The sequence below is a fragment of the Streptomyces sp. NPDC059668 genome, from assembly GCF_042734135.1.
Taxonomy (GTDB): Bacteria; Actinomycetota; Actinomycetes; order Streptomycetales; family Streptomycetaceae; genus Streptomyces.
On the sequence record NZ_JBHWEL010000005.1, the window covers coordinates 190,160 to 206,512 of the forward strand.

At 73.5% G+C, this 16,353-nt stretch carries 15 protein-coding genes and 1 pseudogene; 11 read left to right on the plus strand and 5 right to left on the minus strand.

Annotated features, from left to right (window positions below; translation table 11 throughout):
- Positions 1 to 438 precede the first annotated feature (438 nt).
- Positions 439 to 1,218, minus strand: coding sequence for a CDP-alcohol phosphatidyltransferase family protein (locus ACFV2J_RS06665; protein WP_385084797.1), 780 nt, complete (start codon positions 1,216 to 1,218; stop codon positions 439 to 441).
- 106 nt (positions 1,219 to 1,324) lie between these two features.
- Between ACFV2J_RS06665 and ACFV2J_RS06670 the strand changes: the two genes are divergently transcribed.
- The 5 genes and pseudogenes from ACFV2J_RS06670 to ACFV2J_RS06690 form a co-directional block, all read left to right on the plus strand.
- The gene (locus tag ACFV2J_RS06670) at positions 1,325 to 2,305 is read left to right on the plus strand and encodes a zinc-binding alcohol dehydrogenase (RefSeq protein WP_385084795.1); all 981 of its coding nucleotides are present in this window, start codon (positions 1,325 to 1,327) and stop codon (positions 2,303 to 2,305) included.
- Positions 2,306 to 2,442: 137 nt separating this feature from the next.
- The gene (locus ACFV2J_RS06675) at positions 2,443 to 2,841 is read left to right on the plus strand and encodes a 6-carboxytetrahydropterin synthase (RefSeq protein WP_356281307.1); all 399 of its coding nucleotides are present in this window, start codon (positions 2,443 to 2,445) and stop codon (positions 2,839 to 2,841) included.
- On the plus strand, positions 2,838 to 4,040 hold the full coding sequence (locus tag ACFV2J_RS06680) for a glycosyltransferase family 4 protein (RefSeq protein ID WP_385084793.1): 1,203 nt from the start codon (positions 2,838 to 2,840) through the stop codon (positions 4,038 to 4,040). Before ACFV2J_RS06675 ends, ACFV2J_RS06680 begins: the two co-directional genes overlap by 4 nt.
- The gene (locus tag ACFV2J_RS06685) at positions 4,037 to 5,104 is read left to right on the plus strand and encodes a class I SAM-dependent methyltransferase (RefSeq protein ID WP_385084791.1); all 1,068 of its coding nucleotides are present in this window, start codon (positions 4,037 to 4,039) and stop codon (positions 5,102 to 5,104) included. Before ACFV2J_RS06680 ends, ACFV2J_RS06685 begins: the two co-directional genes overlap by 4 nt.
- Positions 5,105 to 5,454: 350 nt before the next feature.
- A pseudogene (locus ACFV2J_RS06690) lies at positions 5,455 to 6,420 on the plus strand (lysylphosphatidylglycerol synthase transmembrane domain-containing protein); the annotation flags it as partial.
- A gap of 137 nt (positions 6,421 to 6,557) precedes the next feature.
- Here the strand turns inward: ACFV2J_RS06690 and ACFV2J_RS06695 are convergent.
- Positions 6,558 to 7,361 carry a creatininase family protein gene (locus tag ACFV2J_RS06695; RefSeq protein ID WP_385084789.1) on the minus strand — a complete coding sequence of 268 codons (804 nt, stop codon included), beginning with the start codon at positions 7,359 to 7,361 and terminating at the stop codon, positions 6,558 to 6,560.
- A gap of 49 nt (positions 7,362 to 7,410) precedes the next feature.
- Here ACFV2J_RS06695 and ribA point away from each other — a divergent pair, with 49 nt between their 5' ends.
- The 5 genes from ribA to ACFV2J_RS06720 are packed head-to-tail and all read left to right on the plus strand — an operon-like array spanning position 7,411 to position 12,451.
- On the plus strand, positions 7,411 to 8,139 hold the full coding sequence (gene ribA, locus ACFV2J_RS06700; RefSeq protein ID WP_385084787.1) for a GTP cyclohydrolase II: 729 nt from the start codon (positions 7,411 to 7,413) through the stop codon (positions 8,137 to 8,139).
- Entirely contained in the window at positions 8,136 to 9,122 is a 987-nt protein-coding gene (locus ACFV2J_RS06705; protein ID WP_385437557.1) for an ornithine cyclodeaminase family protein, read from the plus strand. Before ribA ends, ACFV2J_RS06705 begins: the two co-directional genes overlap by 4 nt.
- Positions 9,119 to 10,264, plus strand: coding sequence for an NAD(P)/FAD-dependent oxidoreductase (locus tag ACFV2J_RS06710; RefSeq protein WP_385084783.1), 1,146 nt, complete (start codon positions 9,119 to 9,121; stop codon positions 10,262 to 10,264). The genes ACFV2J_RS06705 and ACFV2J_RS06710 overlap by 4 nt, the downstream gene beginning before the upstream one ends.
- Complete coding sequence (locus ACFV2J_RS06715; protein ID WP_385084781.1) at positions 10,261 to 11,316, plus strand: saccharopine dehydrogenase; 1,056 nt, start codon at positions 10,261 to 10,263, stop codon at positions 11,314 to 11,316. The genes ACFV2J_RS06710 and ACFV2J_RS06715 overlap by 4 nt, the downstream gene beginning before the upstream one ends.
- The gene (locus ACFV2J_RS06720; protein WP_385084779.1) at positions 11,306 to 12,451 is read left to right on the plus strand and encodes a saccharopine dehydrogenase family protein; all 1,146 of its coding nucleotides are present in this window, start codon (positions 11,306 to 11,308) and stop codon (positions 12,449 to 12,451) included. The genes ACFV2J_RS06715 and ACFV2J_RS06720 overlap by 11 nt, the downstream gene beginning before the upstream one ends.
- A gap of 6 nt (positions 12,452 to 12,457) precedes the next feature.
- On the opposite strand, the gene ACFV2J_RS06725 is transcribed toward ACFV2J_RS06720, so the two are convergent.
- The 3 genes from ACFV2J_RS06725 to ACFV2J_RS06735 are packed head-to-tail and all read right to left on the minus strand — an operon-like array spanning position 12,458 to position 15,709.
- Positions 12,458 to 13,684, minus strand: a complete 1,227-nt coding sequence (locus tag ACFV2J_RS06725) for a serine hydrolase domain-containing protein (protein WP_385084777.1) — start codon at positions 13,682 to 13,684, stop codon at positions 12,458 to 12,460.
- Positions 13,650 to 15,134 carry an MFS transporter gene (locus ACFV2J_RS06730; RefSeq protein WP_385084775.1) on the minus strand — a complete coding sequence of 495 codons (1,485 nt, stop codon included), beginning with the start codon at positions 15,132 to 15,134 and terminating at the stop codon, positions 13,650 to 13,652. The genes ACFV2J_RS06725 and ACFV2J_RS06730 overlap by 35 nt, the downstream gene beginning before the upstream one ends.
- Positions 15,131 to 15,709, minus strand: coding sequence for a TetR/AcrR family transcriptional regulator (locus ACFV2J_RS06735; protein ID WP_385084773.1), 579 nt, complete (start codon positions 15,707 to 15,709; stop codon positions 15,131 to 15,133). The genes ACFV2J_RS06730 and ACFV2J_RS06735 overlap by 4 nt, the downstream gene beginning before the upstream one ends.
- Before the next feature lie 86 nt (positions 15,710 to 15,795).
- On the opposite strand from ACFV2J_RS06735, the gene ACFV2J_RS06740 reads away from it, so the two are divergent.
- Complete coding sequence (locus tag ACFV2J_RS06740; RefSeq protein WP_385084771.1) at positions 15,796 to 16,236, plus strand: PPOX class F420-dependent oxidoreductase; 441 nt, start codon at positions 15,796 to 15,798, stop codon at positions 16,234 to 16,236.
- The last annotated feature ends 117 nt before the right edge of the window (positions 16,237 to 16,353 follow it).

Consider the following 16,353-nt stretch of genomic DNA (forward strand, 5'->3'; position numbering starts at 1 on the left):
TGGCGGGCCGACCAGGTTTCCCGTACCCCGGTCCGACGTGATGGAGCGTCCTGAGGCACCGGAGGACGATCGCGCGCTCCGCGAAGAGTCCGTGCGAAGAATCCGGGCGTACCCCGAAGGTCATGGACAGGACGTCGGTGAGGGACTTGCCCTTGAAGTGTACGTCCAGGGCCGCGCGCTTGTACTGCGCTCCGTGACAGACCCGGCACGGGGCGCGGCGGCCGGCGGGCCGCCCGGGCGACGCACGGTCCGGTCACGCGGCGGGGGAGAGGACGGGGCCGTGTGCGGGCGGTTCGGAGCCTGGTCACACAAGGGGCGACGACCTTCGGCGCGTTCGCCTCGCGGGCGCGATCCTCCGGCTGTGCCGGGCACGTACGACGGCTCACCGCCGTACCGGTCGCGCGGGGACGGCCGCCCGGCCGTCCCGGTCCCTGCGTCTCAGCCCACCTCGGCGAGCTCGCGAACGCTCCGCGGCCGCTCCTGCTCCCGCTGCTCCCGCGCGTGCTGGTGGCGGTGGCGGCACAGCCACACGATGTCGCGGCCGAACGACCAGACCAGCAGCACGAGCGCCAGCAGCACCGCGGCCGTGTCGCCCTCCGGGGGCAGGATCCCGGCGCCGGCGACGAGCAGCACGATCCCCTGAAGGGCCGCCACGGTCTTGCGGGCCATGCTGTGCGGCAGCGCCGCGTTCAGCCAGGGAAGGACCCGGGCGGCCGCCACGAACACGTACCTCATGGTGCCGATCAGCAGCACCCAGGGGCCGAGCGACATCGAGACGTACACGCTGAGCACGAGGATCAGGAAGGCGTCGACCTCCATGTCGAAACGGGCGCCGAGGGCGGTCGAGGTGCCGGTGCGGCGGGCGACCTTGCCGTCGACCCCGTCCAGGATCAGGGCGACCGCCGTGAGTCCGACGAGCAGGGAGACCGGGGGCGAGCTCTGGAAGGAGTCCGCGACCAGCGCGGTGACGCCACCGACCAGGATCGCGCGGCCGAGGGTCACTCGATTGGCCGGTCCGAAGGAGCGGGGCCGGGAGCGGCGCAGGGCGCGGGTCAGGACCGCCCAGGTGGCGATCGCGAAGGCCAGGCCGGTCAGCCAGCCCGCGGGCCCCATCCCGATCGCCGTGCCCAGCAGAGCCAGCACCAGGAGCTGCACACCCGCTCCCACCGTGGTCTCCTGAGCCAGGAGCCTCGCGTCGTACGTGTTGTTCAGGGCCACCGCACATCCTCCGGCCATATGACAGAGTCGATCAACGCCGCGTACTGTGCGCGGCTTGTCACCGCTCCGTACGTGAAGATCTGCTCGATCGTTCAGGGGGACGCTCATGGAACTCACAGCTCGCGCCTTCTGGCTGGGCTCGCCCGGCCACGGCGAGATACGCGAGGTGGCCCTGTCGGCCCCCGCGGAGGGCGAGGTGCTGGTGCGCGCGCTCTACTCCGGAGTCAGCCGGGGCACCGAGTCCCTCGTGTTCCGTGGCGGTGTGCCGGAAAGTCAGCATGCTTCGATGCGTGCACCGTTCCAGGACGGGGATTTCCCCGGCCCGGTGAAATACGGCTATCTGAGTGTCGGCCAGGTGGAGGAAGGCCCGGCGGGTCTGCTGGGCAGGACCGTGTTCTGCCTGTATCCGCACCAGACCCGGTACGTCGTCCCGGTGAGCGCCGTGACGGTCGTACCGGACACGGTGCCCGCCGCCCGCGCCGTCCTCGCCGGAACGGTGGAGACCGCGGTGAACGCCCTGTGGGACGCCGCTCCGCTGGTCGGCGACCGGATCGCGGTGATCGGGGGCGGCATGGTCGGCTGCTCCGTCGCCGCGCTCCTGGCCCGCTTCCCGGGCGTACGGGTCCAGCTCGTCGACGCCGATCCCGCGCGCGCCGGCATCGCCCGCGCCCTGGGCGTCGACTTCGCGCTGCCCGCGGACGCCGCCGGTGAGTGCGACCTCGTCGTGCACGCCAGCGCCACCGAGGCCGGACTCACCCGGGCGCTGGAACTCCTCGCCCGCGAGGGGACCGTCCTGGAGATGAGCTGGTACGGCGACCGGCGGGTCAGCCTGCCGCTGGGAGAGGCCTTCCACTCGCGGCGCCTGGTCGTACGCAGCAGCCAGGTGGGTTCCGTTTCGCCGGCGGCCCGGCCCGGCCGGACGTACGCCGACCGCCTCGCGCTCGCCCTCGAACTGCTCGCCGAACCCGCCTTCGACGCTCTGGTCACCGGAGAGTGCGACTTCGCCGAACTGCCCGGCGTGATGGCGAAACTCGCCTCCGGATCGATACCCGGACTGTGCCACCGCGTCGTCTACGACGGGGTCTGAGCACCGGGCAACCGGCCTGACCTCCGCAGACTGCGAAGAAAGGGGAACAGACAGCTGAACAAGGAGAACGGGACAGCCGTACTACACGGCATGGTCCCGGCAGGGGATCAGACGTGCCGCACCTGGAGGGTCGTCCGTTGTTCAGCATCACCGTCCGCGATCACCTGATGATCGCCCACAGCTTCCGTGGCGAGGTCTTCGGCCCCGCGCAGCGCCTGCACGGAGCGACGTTCCTGGTGGACGCCACGTTTCGCCGCGCCGAACTCGACGAGGACAACATCGTCGTCGACATCGGTCTGGCCACCCAGGAACTCGGCGCCGTCGTGAGCGCGTTGAACTACCGCAACCTCGACAACGAGCCGGACTTCAAGAACACGAACACCTCGACGGAGTTCCTGGCCAAGGTCGTCGCCGACCGCCTCGCCGAGCGCGTGCACGCCGGAGCGCTCGGCGAGGGCGCCCACGGACTCTCCGGCATCACGGTCACCCTGCACGAATCCCACATCGCCTGGGCGAGTTACGAGCGTGCCCTGTGACCGACACGACCATCGGCCGGCCGGCCGCGGACAGCGACCAGTCGCCCCTGAACTACGTGCCCGTCCAGCACACCGCTCTCAAGAATGCGGCGATCATCCCCATGTCCCTGCGCTCCGTGCACTTCGTGATGCCGGGCGGCGTCGACGACGCGTCCGCGCCCAGCGGCGGCAACGCCTACGACCGGCGGCTGTGCCTGGACCTCCCCGGCTTCGGCTGGCAGGTCCACCGGCACGCCGTCCCGGGCGACTGGCCGCGGCCCGCTGCCGCCGCCCGCACCGAACTCGCCCGCACCCTGGCCGAGCTGGCGGACGACACGGTCGTCCTCCTCGACGGCATCGTCGCCTGCGGCGTCCCCGAGATCATCGTCCCCGAGGCCGAACGGCTGCGCCTCGTCGTCCTGGTGCACCTGCCGCTCGGCGACGAGACCGGCCTCGCCCCGGCCGTGGCCGCGGACCTGGACGCGAAGGAACGCACCACCCTGCGGGCCGTGTCCGCCGTCGTCGCCACCAGCGACTGGGCGGTCCGCCGGCTCGTCGCCCACCACGGACTGGCCCCCGACCGCGTGCATGTCGCCGCCCCCGGCGCCGACATCGCCCCGCTCGCCTCCGGCACCGACGGTGTCTCGCGGCTGCTGTGCGTCGCGGCGGTCACCCCGCGCAAGGGCCAGCACCGGCTGATCGAGGCCCTCGCCACCGTCACCGACCTGCCCTGGAGCTGCGTCTGCGTCGGCGGACTCACCCAGGACCCGGCGTACGTGGCCCAACTGCGCGGCCTGATCGAGAAATACGGCCTCGGCGACCGACTGCACCTCGCCGGACCGCAGGCGGGCGCGGAACTCGACGCCAGCTACGCCGCGGCCGACCTCATGGTCCTCACCTCGTACGCCGAGACGTACGGCATGGCGGTGACCGAGGCGCTGGCCCGCGGGATTCCGGTGCTGGCGACGGACGTCGGCGGCCTGCCCGAAGCGGTCGGGCGCGCGCCCGACGGCGGGGTGCCCGGCATCCTCGTCCCCCCGGAGAACCCGGCCGCCCTGGCCGTGGAGCTGCGCGGCTGGTTCGGCGAGGCCGATGTGCGCCGCCGGCTCAAGGCGGCCGCCCGCGGGCGGCGCGCCGCGCTGGACGGCTGGGCCGCCACGGCCCGCAGCCTGGCGGGCGTGCTGGCACGGCTTCCGCAGGAACCCCGGAGGGCGGCATGAGGGCGACGGCGGCCGGGGCGGACGCTCCCGGACAGGGCACCCCGCGTGCGGCCGGGACCGGTGCCGCGGGCCAGGGCCTGAAGCAGGCCGGGACCGTTGGCGCCGGCCAAGGTGTGAAGCAGGCCGGGACCGTTGCCGCCGGCCAGGGTGTGAAGCAGGTCGTTCCCGGGGCCGGGCCCACCACGAGCGGTCCGGGTGCTCCGGGGCGGCGCGCGGACACGCCCGACGACGACATGCCCCGTTACGCCCCCCAGTGGCTCCAGCTGCGGGAGGGGCCCGACGCCGCCGCACGGGCGGCCGACCTGCTCGACCCGCTCCGCATCCGGCTGGCCAACCTGCCCCGGCGCGGTGGCGACCTGGTGATTCACGACCTCGGCTGCGGCACCGGCTCCATGGGCCGCTGGCTCGCCCCGCGTCTCGACGGCGCCCAGCACTGGGTCCTGCACGACCGGGACCCGTATCTGCTGCACTTCGCGACGGTGGGCTCGCCCGGCGCGGCCGCCGACGGCAGCCGGGTCACGGTCACCACGCAGCGCGGTGACATCGGCCGGCTCACCGCCGACGCGCTGACCGGGGCGTCGCTGGTGACGGCGTCCGCCCTGCTGGACGTCCTCACGCGTGAGGAGATCGACCGGCTGGTGGCGGCCTGCGCGGACGCCGGGGTCCCGGCCCTGCTGACGCTCTCCGTCGCGGGCCGCGTCGAGTTCGCTCCGGGCGACCCGCTGGACGCCGAGTTCGCCGAGGCGTTCAACGCCCACCAGCGGCGCGGGGACCTGCTCGGTCCGGACGCGATCACGGCGGCCTGCGAGGCCTTCGACCTGCGCGGCGCGACCGTTCGGGTGCATCCGAGCCCCTGGCGGCTCGGGCCCGAGGAGGCCGCGCTCACCGAGGAGTGGCTGCGCGGCTGGGTCGGTGCGGCCGTCGAGCAGCGGCCGGAGCTGGCCGAGCGTGCGGAATCGTACCTGCGGTCCCGGCTGGCGGCCTGCGCGGCGGGCGAGTTGCGTGTGGTCGTGCACCACAGCGACGTCCTGGCGCTGCCGCGGCCGGCCGGCGGTGCGAAGTGAGCGCGGGGGTGGAAGCGGTCGGCGTGGAAACCGGCCCGGTCCCCGCCCTCGGCCGGCGCATCGCCCTGCGGATCCGGGGCGGAGCCGCCCCGGTCCAGCGGCGCTCCGGCACGGACGCGCCCGACTCCCCGGAGACGGCGGACGCGGTCCGCACCGAGGCCCGGGCCGCGACCGGGGCGGGCGGCACGATCTCCACCGTCGTCGCCGATCGGACCCCCGCGGCCGACAGCGCGGGTGCGCGCACCTCCGACGCCCCGGCGCACCCGCTCGCCGCCGAGACGATCGGGCGCCCGCGTACCGCAGGCGCCCCGACACGTCCGGCCGCCGCCCGCGCCACCGCGCCGTCGGCCATGGCGGACACGCCGGACACGGCGGGCGCGGCAGGCGCGGCAGGTGACCGGACACCGGCCGGACCCGGTGGCGACCGCGCGTCGGAGCAGGGCGACCCGGCTCCGACGACCACGGGCCGGCGCCCGGCGGGCGCCCTGCGCGCGCTGTTCGACTCCCGCCGTCTGCGCACCCACTTCGGCACCGTCGCCGGCGCCGCCATCCTCGGCGTACTGCTCTGGCGGCTCGGCACCGGCGTCTTCCTGGACGGGCTGCGCAGGATCGACGCCACGACCCTGCTGGCCGGAGTGGGTCTGGGGCTGCTCACCACGGTCTTCAGCGCCTGGCGCTGGTGCCTGGTCGCCCGCGCGCTGCGGATCCGCCTGCCGCTGACGGGTGCCGTCGCCGACTACTACCGCGCGCTGTTCCTGAACGCGGCGCTGCCCGGCGGTGTCCTCGGCGACGTGCACCGCGCGGTACGGCACGGGCAGAGCGAGGGCGACATCGGGCGCGGTGTGCGCGCGGTGGTCCTCGAACGGACCGCCGGACAGGCGGTCCTGGTCGCCGTAGGGGCCGTGGTCCTGCTCACCCAGCCGTCACCGGTCCTCACGGACGCCCGTCGACTGGCTCTCGTCCTGGTGATCGTCGCGGTGGGCTCGGCAGTGGTGGTGGGCGCGGTCCGCAGAGCCGGACCGGCCGCCCCCTCCCGCCGGTACGGAGCCGTCCGCGCCGCCCTCACCGAGGCGCGCGGCGCGCTGCTGGCCCGCGCGAACTGGCCGGGCGTGCTGCTCTCGTCCGTCGTGGTGCTGGCGGGACACCTGGCCATGTTCCTGATCGCGGCCCGCGTCGCCGGATCCACCGCGTCCGTCGCCGAGTTGCTGCCGCTGGCGCTGCTGGCCCTGCTCGCCATGGGCCTGCCGCTCAACGTCGGCGGCTGGGGCCCCAGGGAAGGCGTCATGGCCTGGGCCTTCGGCGCCGCCGGACTGGGCGCCGGCATGGGTCTGAGCGTCGCGGTGATCTACGGAGTGCTCAGCTTCGCGGCCGCCCTGCCCGGCGTCGTGGTCCTGTTCGTCCGCTGGTTCGCGGCGCTGCGACGCCCGCGGGAGGAGAACGCAGGAGGGCAGGATCAATGCCGGGATTCAGCGACCGCCGAGGTGCCCGTGCCCGCCGGAGGCGGTGTCTTCTCCGTCAGCAGCGAGAAGTACGCCCCGAAGGCCTCGGTCAGCCCCGCCAGGAGCTCCTCGCCCTTCTCGGCGGAGGCCCTCGAAGGGCGGCCGATGACACCGGACTCGGTATAGCCGGACATGCCGAGAGTGAGCAGATGACGCCGGTCGTCCGCCACGAAGTCGGAGGTCTCGTAACCGGGCCGGATCAATTCCGGGTGCTTGTGCAGAAGAATGGAGGTCTCGATTTCTCCCGCGTGCATATCGGTGAGCAACGAGCTCTCCACGCCCGCCCGTTCGAGCGCGGACTCCCAGTCCTCGGCGGCCGGGAAAAGCGCCATACGCGTACCGGTGCCCGCGGATTCCTGGACGACATTGCCCAGCACGTAATTCCCGCCGTGTCCGTTGACCAGGACCAGGGTGTCCACACCCGAGCGGCGGAGCGATTCGGCTATGTCCCGCACCACCGCGTACAGCGTGACGGCGGACATGCTGACGGTCCCCGGCCACGCGGCGTGCTCGTGCGAGCAGGAGATCGTCAACGGAGGAAGGAGATGGACCGGATGGGCGGCGGCGACCCCCTGCGCGATGGCACAGGCGACCAGCGTGTCCGTCGCCAACGGAAGGAACGCCCCGTGCTGTTCGAAGCTCCCCACGGGAAGCACCGCGACCTCACGGGCGACACCGGCCCCCCGCGCGCGCACATCCTCCGTGGTGTCCGACGGCAACAGACCGGACACCGCCGAGCGCGTTCCCGAACCACTCATGTTTCACGGCCTTTCGACTCTTCTTTCGACTCTGCTTAGGAACCAGATCATGACAGATAACTTTGCAGTACTTGCCGGGACCGCGCGCCGCTCTGGTGCCGAACGAGTCGTGATTGCCCCTCTGCCCACCGTGTACGGCAATTTCCAGGCGGTCGGCTACCTGGACCACGACCGCGGAGAGGAGCAAGTGGCCCTGGTGCACGGGGAAGTCGGTGATCTCGCCGGCGGCGGAGGGGACGCGGCGAAGGACGGCGTCCTCACCCGGCTCCATTCGGAATGCCTCACCGGGGACGCCTTCGGCTCCACGCACTGCGAGTGCGGCGACCAGCTCGCCGCGGCGCTGCGCGCCATCGTCGCGGAGGGGCGCGGCATCCTCGTCTACCTCCGCGGCCACGAGGGCCGCGGCATCGGTCTGCTCGCCAAGCTGCAGGCGATGAAGCTCCAGTCGGAGGGCCTCGACACCGTGGAGGCCAACGTCGCCCTCGGCCTGCCGGTCGACGCCCGCGACTACCGGGTGGCCGCGGACATCCTGCACGACCTCGGCGTACGGTCGGTGCGGCTGCTCTCGAACAACCCGCGCAAGCGTGAGTCCCTGCAGCGCAACGGCATCAAGGTCGCCGAGCAGGTCCCGCTGCTGATACCGCCGTGCGAGGAGAACCTCGGCTACCTGCTCACCAAGCGGGAACGCCTCGACCACTTCCTTCCTCACCTGGACGGCGGCGACTGGACCAAGGCGATCTTTTGCGGAACGGCGAAGGCGGCTATCACTGAGGAATGACAGAAGACGACGCCGGACCGCTGTACCTGTCCCGTGAGCAGGTCGTGGAGCTGCTGGACACCGATGCGGCGATCGCCTCGCAGCGCGCGGCGTTCACCGCGCTCGGTGACGGCACCGCCGAGCTCCCCGGCAAGATCATGCACCCCAGCCGCTTCGACGACAGCGTCGTCTTCGCCTACCTGGCACGGCTGTCCGCGGACACCGGGGCCGTCGCCAAGTTCGGCAGCGTCAACCCCGGCAACGGGGCGGCCGGGCTGCCGACCGTCCACGCCGTGATCAACGCGCTCGATCCGGTGACCGGCCGGCTTGCCGCGGTCATGGACGGCACGGCGGTCACCACCCTGCGCACCGCCGCCGCCAGCGCCGTCGCCCTCGACGCGCTGGCCACCGCCGACAGCGCCGACCTCGGCCTGCTGGGCTCCGGCACCCAGGCGCTCGCCCACGCGCGGGCCGTCGCCCGGGTGCGGGATCTGCGGTCCGTACGGGTGTGGAGCCCGCATCCCGGCCGGCGGGCGCACGCGGCGCGGCGGCTCGCCGAAGAACTGGGTGTCGCCGTCGAGGCGGCCGGCTCCGCCGAGGAGGCCGTCGCCGGAGCGTCGATGGTCGCGGCCTGCACGCTCAGCAGCACGCCCGTCGTGCGGGGCGAGTGGCTGGCACCCGGGTGCACGGTCGTCAGCGTGGGATCGTTCGAGCCCACCCGCAGTGAGGTCGACGCCGAGGTGGTCCGGCGGGCCGCGGCGGTGGTCGTCGACGACCCGGTGACGGCCGCGGAGCACGCGGGACCGGTGGTCGAGGCGCTGGCCCGGGGCCTCCTCGCGCCGGACGACCTGATCCCGCTCGGCCGCGTCCTGACCGGCGGCCGCGCGGCCCGCACCGGCCCGGACGACATCGTCCTCTTCCTCAGCGTCGGGCTCGGCATCCAGGACGCCGCGGCGGCCTGGGCCGTGATCGACACGGCCCGCGCCCGGCGGGCACGGCGGTGACCGGGACCGCTCAGGTCGTCGTCATCGGCGGCGGCGTGATCGGCACCAGCATCGCCTACCACCTGGCCCGCGCGGGCGTACGGGACGTCGTCCTGGTCGAGCGCGACGAACTGGCCGCCGGTTCCACCGCGCGGGCGGCGGGCGGCGTCCGGGCGCAGTTCTCCGACGAACTCAACATCCGGTTGGGCGCCCGCAGCCTGGAGGCGTTCGCCCGTTTCGGGGAGGAACCCGGCCAGGACATCGGCCTGCACCGGGTCGGTTACCTGTTCCTGCTCTCCACACCCGAGGAGGTCACGGCCTTCGAGGACGGGGTGCGACTGCAGAACACCCTCGGAGTCCCCAGCCGCATGATCGACCCGGCCGAGGCACGCCGGCTGTCCCCGCTCATCACCACCGACGGTCTGCTGGCCGCCGCCTTCTCCCCGGACGACGGGCACTGCACCCCCGAGGCCGTCGTCCAGGGATACGCGGCCGGAGCCCGCCGGCACGGCGCGACCCTGCTGCGGCACTGCGAGGTCACCGGCATCGAGACCCGCGGGGACTCCATCACGGCGGTGGTCACCACCGGCGGCCGGATCGCCACCGGCGCGGTCGTCTGCGCGGCCGGGGCCTGGTCGCGGTCCGTCGGCGCGATGGCCGGAGTGGACCTGCCCGTGCAGCCGCTGCGCCGGCAGATCGCCGTCACCGGACCCGTCCCCGGTCTGCCGCCCGGCCTGCCGATGACCATCGACTTCACCACCAGCCTCTACTTCCACGCCGAGGGCCCGGGGCTCCTCGTCGGCATGTCCGACCCCGACGAGACCCCCGGGTTCGCCACCGGTACGCACGAACGCTGGATCCCGCGCCTGGCCGAGGCGATGCGGCGACGCGCGCCCGCCCTGCTCGACCTGCGCCGTACGGGTGGCTGGGCGGGCCTCTACGAGATCACGCCGGACCACAACGCGCTGATCGGCGAGGCACGTTCGTGCGCGCGCTTCCTGTACGCGACCGGGTTCTCGGGCCACGGCTTCCTGCAAGGACCCGCGGTCGGCGAGGTGGTCCGGGATCTGTACCTGGGCCGCGTACCCTTCCTCGACATCAGCCCCCTGAGCGTCGAGCGCTTCGCCGCCGACGCCCCGCGCCCGGAGGTCAACCTCGTATGACCGAGCTCCACTTGTGGCTGCGCCACGAGACCCGTACGACCGAACGGCGCACACCCCTCGTGCCCTCGGACGCCCGGCGGCTCGTCGGCGCCGGCGTGACGCTCACGGTCGAGGACTCGCCGCAGCGGGTCTTCCCGATCGAGGCGTACGAGCGGGCGGGTTGCCGTGTCGCCGAGGCGGGCTCCTGGGTCACGGCACCGCCGGACGCGGTGGTCGTCGGCCTCAAGGAACTCCCCGACACTCCTGCTGAACTGAACCACCGTCACCTCTTCTTCGGCCACGCCTACAAGCGGCAGCCGGGAGCCGCGCCGCTGCTGCGCAGGTTCCTCGCCGGCGGCGGTGCCCTGCTCGACCTGGAGTACCTGGTCGACGACGAAGGGCGCAGGCTCGCCGCCTTCGGCTACTGGGCCGGATATCTGGGCGCGGCGCTTGCGGTGCTGCACCACCGGGGCGTGCTGAAAGCCCCGCTGCGACCCACGTCGAAGGAAGAGCTGGACGCGGAACTCGCCGCCAGTGTCGGGGAGTTGTCCGCGCTGGTGATCGGTGCCCTCGGCCGCAGCGGCCGGGGCGCCCGCGCCGCGTTCGGTGTGGCCGGGGTGGAGCCGACCTGCTGGGATCTCGCCGAGACGCGTGATCTGGACCGGGCGGCCCTGCTGGAGCACGAGCTGATGGTGAACACCGTGCTCACGACCCGGCCGATCCCGCCCTTCCTCACCGACGAGGACCTCGACCGGCCCGGCCGCCGGCTGCGCACCCTGTGCGACGTGACCTGCGACGCCGGATCGCCGCTCAACGTACTGCCGGTCTACGACACCACCACGGACTGGACGCGCCCCGTGCGCCGTCTCCGGGAGCGGCCCGACCTGGACCTCATCGCCATCGACAACCTGCCGTCCCTGCTGCCAGCGGAGGCGAGCGCCGACTTCTCGGCGGCGCTGCTGCCCCCGCTCCTGGACTTCGGCGTCGGCGGCCCCTGGGGACGCTGCCTGGACAGGTTCCACCAAGGATACCGTGAACTCGGCCTGGAGGAAGGGAAGTTCCATGACGTCTGAGGCCACGGCCGCGAGCGGCACCGTTCACTGGATCGGCGCGGGCCTGTCCACCGGCAGCGGTCCCGCCGCGCTCTGCGACGTCGCCGACCGCGTACACCTGTGGCACCGCACCGAGGAGCGCGCGGCGCGGAGCCTGGAGGCACTGGGCCTGACCGGCCGCGCCGCTCCCCACGCCCTCACCCTGCCCGCGCTCACCGCCGCGCTCGCGCCCGGAGACGTCGTGGTCTCCATGCTGCCCGCCCCCCGACACGCGGCGCTGCTCGCCGCCTGCGTCGAGAGCGGCGCCCACTTCGCCTGCTCCAGCTATGTGTCGGACGCGGTGCTCGCGCAGGTGCCCGCGGCCGGGGTGGTGGTGCTGACCGAGTGCGGGCTCGACCCCGGTGTCGACCACCTCTTCGCGCACAGCCTGATCGGCCGGGCCCGCCGGGCGGTCGGGGACGACGCGGCCGCCTCGTACCGCCTCACCTCGTACTGCGGTGGCGTCCCGGCGGTGCCCAACGACTTCAAATACCGCTTCAGTTGGGCGCCGGCGGGCGTGCTGGGCGCCCTGCGCTCGCCCGCCCGCTTCATCGAGGACGGTACCCGCGTCACGGCGCCACGCCCTTGGGAGGCGACCCGTCCCCACGCCGTCGACGGCGAGACCTTCGAGGTCTACCCCAACCGCGACAGCGTGCCCTTCGTCCAGCAGTACGGGTTGCCCGACGCCTGGACGCCGGAGACGTTCGTCCGGGGCACCCTGCGCCTCGACGGCTGGCTGCGCGCCTGGGACGCCGTCTTCGCCGAGCTGAAGGCGGGCGACGACGAGCGGATCGCGGACCTCGCCCGGGAACTCGCGGCGGCCCACCCGACGACGGACGCGGACCGCGACCGCGTCGTCCTCGTGGTCTCCCTGGAGGTACGGGGCGAGGCGGGCACGAGCTGGTCGGGCCGCTACCTCCTCGATCTCGAAGGCACCGCCGACGAGAGCGCCATGGCGCGGTGCGTCTCCCGCACGCTCGCCCTCGGCGTCGGCCACATCCTCGACGGCTCCCTTCCGGCCGGTCTGTGCCGCGCCGCGGGGACGGCGGCGCGGTCCGAGCGATGGCTGACCGAACTCGCCTCGGACGGGCTGGAGTTCGGCCTGCGGATCGGATGATCCGGGTCAGTCCTGCACAGCCTCGTGCACGAGCCGCTTCAGTTCGGGGAAGTGTGCGTGGGACCCCGTCGGGCGGACCTGGGTGAAGAACTGCACGGTCAGGTCCCGGCGCGGGTCGACCCAGAAGGTCGTACCGGCCACCCCGCTCCAGCCGAACGCGCCCTCGCTGGAGGGGGACCGGGTGATCCCCGGGTCCACCACGACGGAGACGCCGAGACCGAAGCCCAGACCCGCGTTCCCGGGCTCGCGGTGCAGCGGGCTGCCGAAGGTGCGGCGGTCGACGCCTCCCGGCAGGTGGTTGGACGCCATCGTGTCCACGGTCTCCGGCCTCAGCAGCCGGACACCGTCGAGTTCGCCGCGGCGGCGCAGCATCTCCATGAAGCGGTGGTAGTCGTGGGCGGTGGCCACCATGCCGCCGCTCCCGGACAGGAAGCGCGGCCGGCCGTGCAGCGGGAGACCGGCGATCGGGGTGATCCGTCCCTCGGAGTCCTCACCGTAGAGCTCGGCGAGCCGCTCGGACTGCTCGTCGTTGACACAGAATCCGGCGTCCGTCATCCCGAGCGGACGGAAGATCCGCTCGGCGAGGAAGACATCGAGGTCCTGGCCCGACACCACCTCGACGAGGCGGCCCAGGACGTTGGTGGAGACGGAGTAGTTCCACTCCGTGCCCGGCTCGAACTGGAGCGGCAGACCGGCGTACACCTCGCAGGTCCCGGCCAGGTCCGCGCCCGGCGCCACCGACGACTCCAGACCGGCGTCGCGGTAGAGCGCGTCGACCGGGTGGGAGTGGTAGAAGCCGAACGTCAGGCCGGAGGTGTGGGTCAACAGCTGCCGGATCGTGAGGGGACGAGAGGCCGGACGGGTCCGCGTGCCGTCGCCCGAGCCGCCGACGTACACCCGCGGTTCGGCGAAGGCCGGCAGGAACCGGGCGACCGGGTCGTCCAGCCGGAAGTGTCCCTCTTCCAGGAGCGTCAGCGCGGCGACCGAGGTGACCGGCTTCGTCATCGAGTAGATCCGCCACAGCGTGTCGGTCTCGACCGGGAGCCCGGCCGCGCGGTCGCGCCAGCCGTGTGTCGCGAGGTGCGCGACCTTGCCGTGCCGGGACACGGCCACCAGACAGCCGGGCAGCCGGTGGTCGTCGACCAGGTGGGCGAAGTGCTGGTCCAACCGGGCCAGCGCCTTCGCGTCGAGGCCGGCCTCATGCGCCTCGACCTCTTGTCGCAGGTGTCCCATCGCTCTCCTCCGCACTGCGGCTCGTGGACCGCCTCTTGTTCATCGTCCCGTACGGAGTTCCCGCGTTCGCTCCGGGGCAGGCCGGTTCGCGGGTCGCCGGCACGTCGCGGCCCGGCAGCCACAGGGCGAGCGGCAGCCCGGCCACGGCCACGGCCGCCAGAACCGTCAGAGCGGGACCCGTCCTGTCCGCACCCGTGAGCGGCATCAGCACCGCCGCCGCGGCAACTCCCAGCGTGGGCCCCACGTTCATGGCCGTCTGCTGGAGACCGCCCGCCACCCCCGCCGACTCCGCGCGGACGTGCCGCACGATGACCGTCGTCGCGGTGACCATCACGGCCGCGAAGCCGGCGCCCAGCAGGAGGAAACCGGTCCCGAGGGACACCGCCGTGGACTCCCGGCCGATCCGCGACAGCAGCAGGACCCCCGCCGCGAGGACGCACAGCGCGGCCGGAGTCGTCCGGCGCGCCCCGAAGCGGCGCATGAGGAGGGCCGCCACGGGCGCGCCCAGCACCATCGCGACGGCGGCGGGCAGGGCCCGCAGGCCGGTCTCCAGCGGATCGAGGCCCAGCACCTCCTGGAGGAGGCAACTGCCCGCGAACACCGCGCCGGACATCGCCGCGGAGGCCGCCACCAGGATGCCCAGCGCCGCGCCGACGGTCGCGGAACCCAGCACCCCGGGCGGCAGCAGCGGGTTCGCGGTACGGCGTTCGTGGCGCACGAACACGGCCGCCGCGACCACGGCCACCACCAGCCCCGCTGTGCTTCCGGCCGTCCAGCCGGTCCCCGGGACCCCGACCAGTGTGCGGACCAGACAGGCCAGGGCCACCGCGAGCAGACAGGCCCCCGACAGGTCGAGCCGGACCGTCGGCCCGGGGGAGCGCGCCGGTTCCCGGACGGCGAGCGCCGACCCGCCGAGGGCCAGCGCGGGCACGACGTTGAGGAAGAAGACGGCCCGCCAGCCGAACTGGCCGACCAGCGCCCCGCCGAGGACCGGGCCGGCGGCGGCCGCGAGTCCGATGGCACTGGTCCGCAGGGCGACGGGCCTGCCGATCCGGTCGGGTGGGTAGACGGCGCGCAGCATGCCGAGCGTGGCCGGTTGCAGCAGCGCGCCGAAGACCCCCTGGGCGACCCGTAGTCCGATCACCCAGCCGATGCCGGGGGCGAGGCCGATCCCCGCCGACGTCACGCCGAAGCCCAAGGAGCCCACGGCGAAGACCCGCCGGTGGCCGTAGCGGTCCCCGAGCCGTCCGGCGAACACCAACAGACAGGCCACCGCGATGAGATAGCCGGTGCTGGTCCACTGGACCTGTACGAGGGAGGCCCCGAAGTCCCGTCGCAGGGTGGGCTGCGCGACCGTCAGAACGGTGCCGTCCAGGGCGACGATCACGGCCCCGACCACGCTGCTCGTGAGGGTGAGGCGGCGGCCGGCCGCCGGGCCGGGCTGTCTCACGCCGCCTCCGGTCCGAGGTGCGCGTCCAGCGCGGCCCGCAGCAGGGGGACGAAGTCCACCGTGCCGGTGCCGAGTTGGAGGCTGCCCCAGCTCCACAGCTGCGCGATGCCGTGCAGGTTCGCCCACAGGGCCCCCGCGGTGACCCGCGCCTCGGTCCCGGGCCTCGCCCGGCCGACGAGATCGACCAGCAGTCCGAACAGCGGCAGGCTGGTCTCCCGCAGCCCCAGCCGCCCGCTCTCCAGCAGGTCGTGACGGAACATCAGCTCGTACATGCCGCGCCGGGACATGGCGAAGTCCAGGTAGACCCGCCCGAGAGCGGTGAGCTGCGCTCGGGGGCTCGCGCCGCCGTCTCCGACCGCCTCGGTCACCCGGGCCCCGAGGTCGGCGAAGCCCCTCCGCGCGATGGCCGACAGCAGTTCCAGGTGGGTCGGGAAGTAGCGGCGCGGCGCCCCGTGCGAGACCCCGGCCCGGCGGGCGATCTCCCGCAGGGTCAGCGCCTGTGCCCCCTCCTCGGCCACCAGAGCGACGCCGACATCGACCAGCCGGGCCTTCAGCCCGGTCTCCCGTTCGTTCATGGACATGGTCTACCAGCCGGGCGTAGACAGTGTCTACCGCCGGGCCGCCGGGGAATGACGATCCGCGCCGGAGGGTTGATCCGGATATGACTCAGGACGCGAAGCAGGACGCACTGCTCAGGCTGCTCTCCGAGTACAAGGGCGGGGTGCTCACCACCCTCAAGCGGGACGGGCGGCCCCAGCTGTCGAACGTCGTTCACGCCTACAGTCCCGACGAGAACGTCGTCCGGGTGTCGCTCACGGACGACCGCGCCAAGACACGGAACCTGCGCCGGGACCCGCGGGCCTCCTACCACGTGACCAGCGACGACCGCTGGGCGTACACGGTCGCCGAAGGCACCGCCGAGCTCACGCCCGTGGCCGCGGACCCGCACGACGAGACGGTCGAGGAGCTCGTCCGGCTCTACCGCGACCTGATGGGCGAGCACCCCGACTGGGACGACTACCGGGCCGCCATGGTCCGCGACCGGCGGCTCGTGCTGCGGCTGCACGTGGAGCACGCGTACGGCGTCCCCCGCGAACGCTGACACCGGCCGTCCGGTGTCCGGGCCGGGCTCCCGGGGGCTTGGGCCATGCGTGTGACGAGGGCCGGCGGGAGCTCCGCGCATCCCGGCCGCCCCTGAATCCGGCCGGGGTGCGCGGAG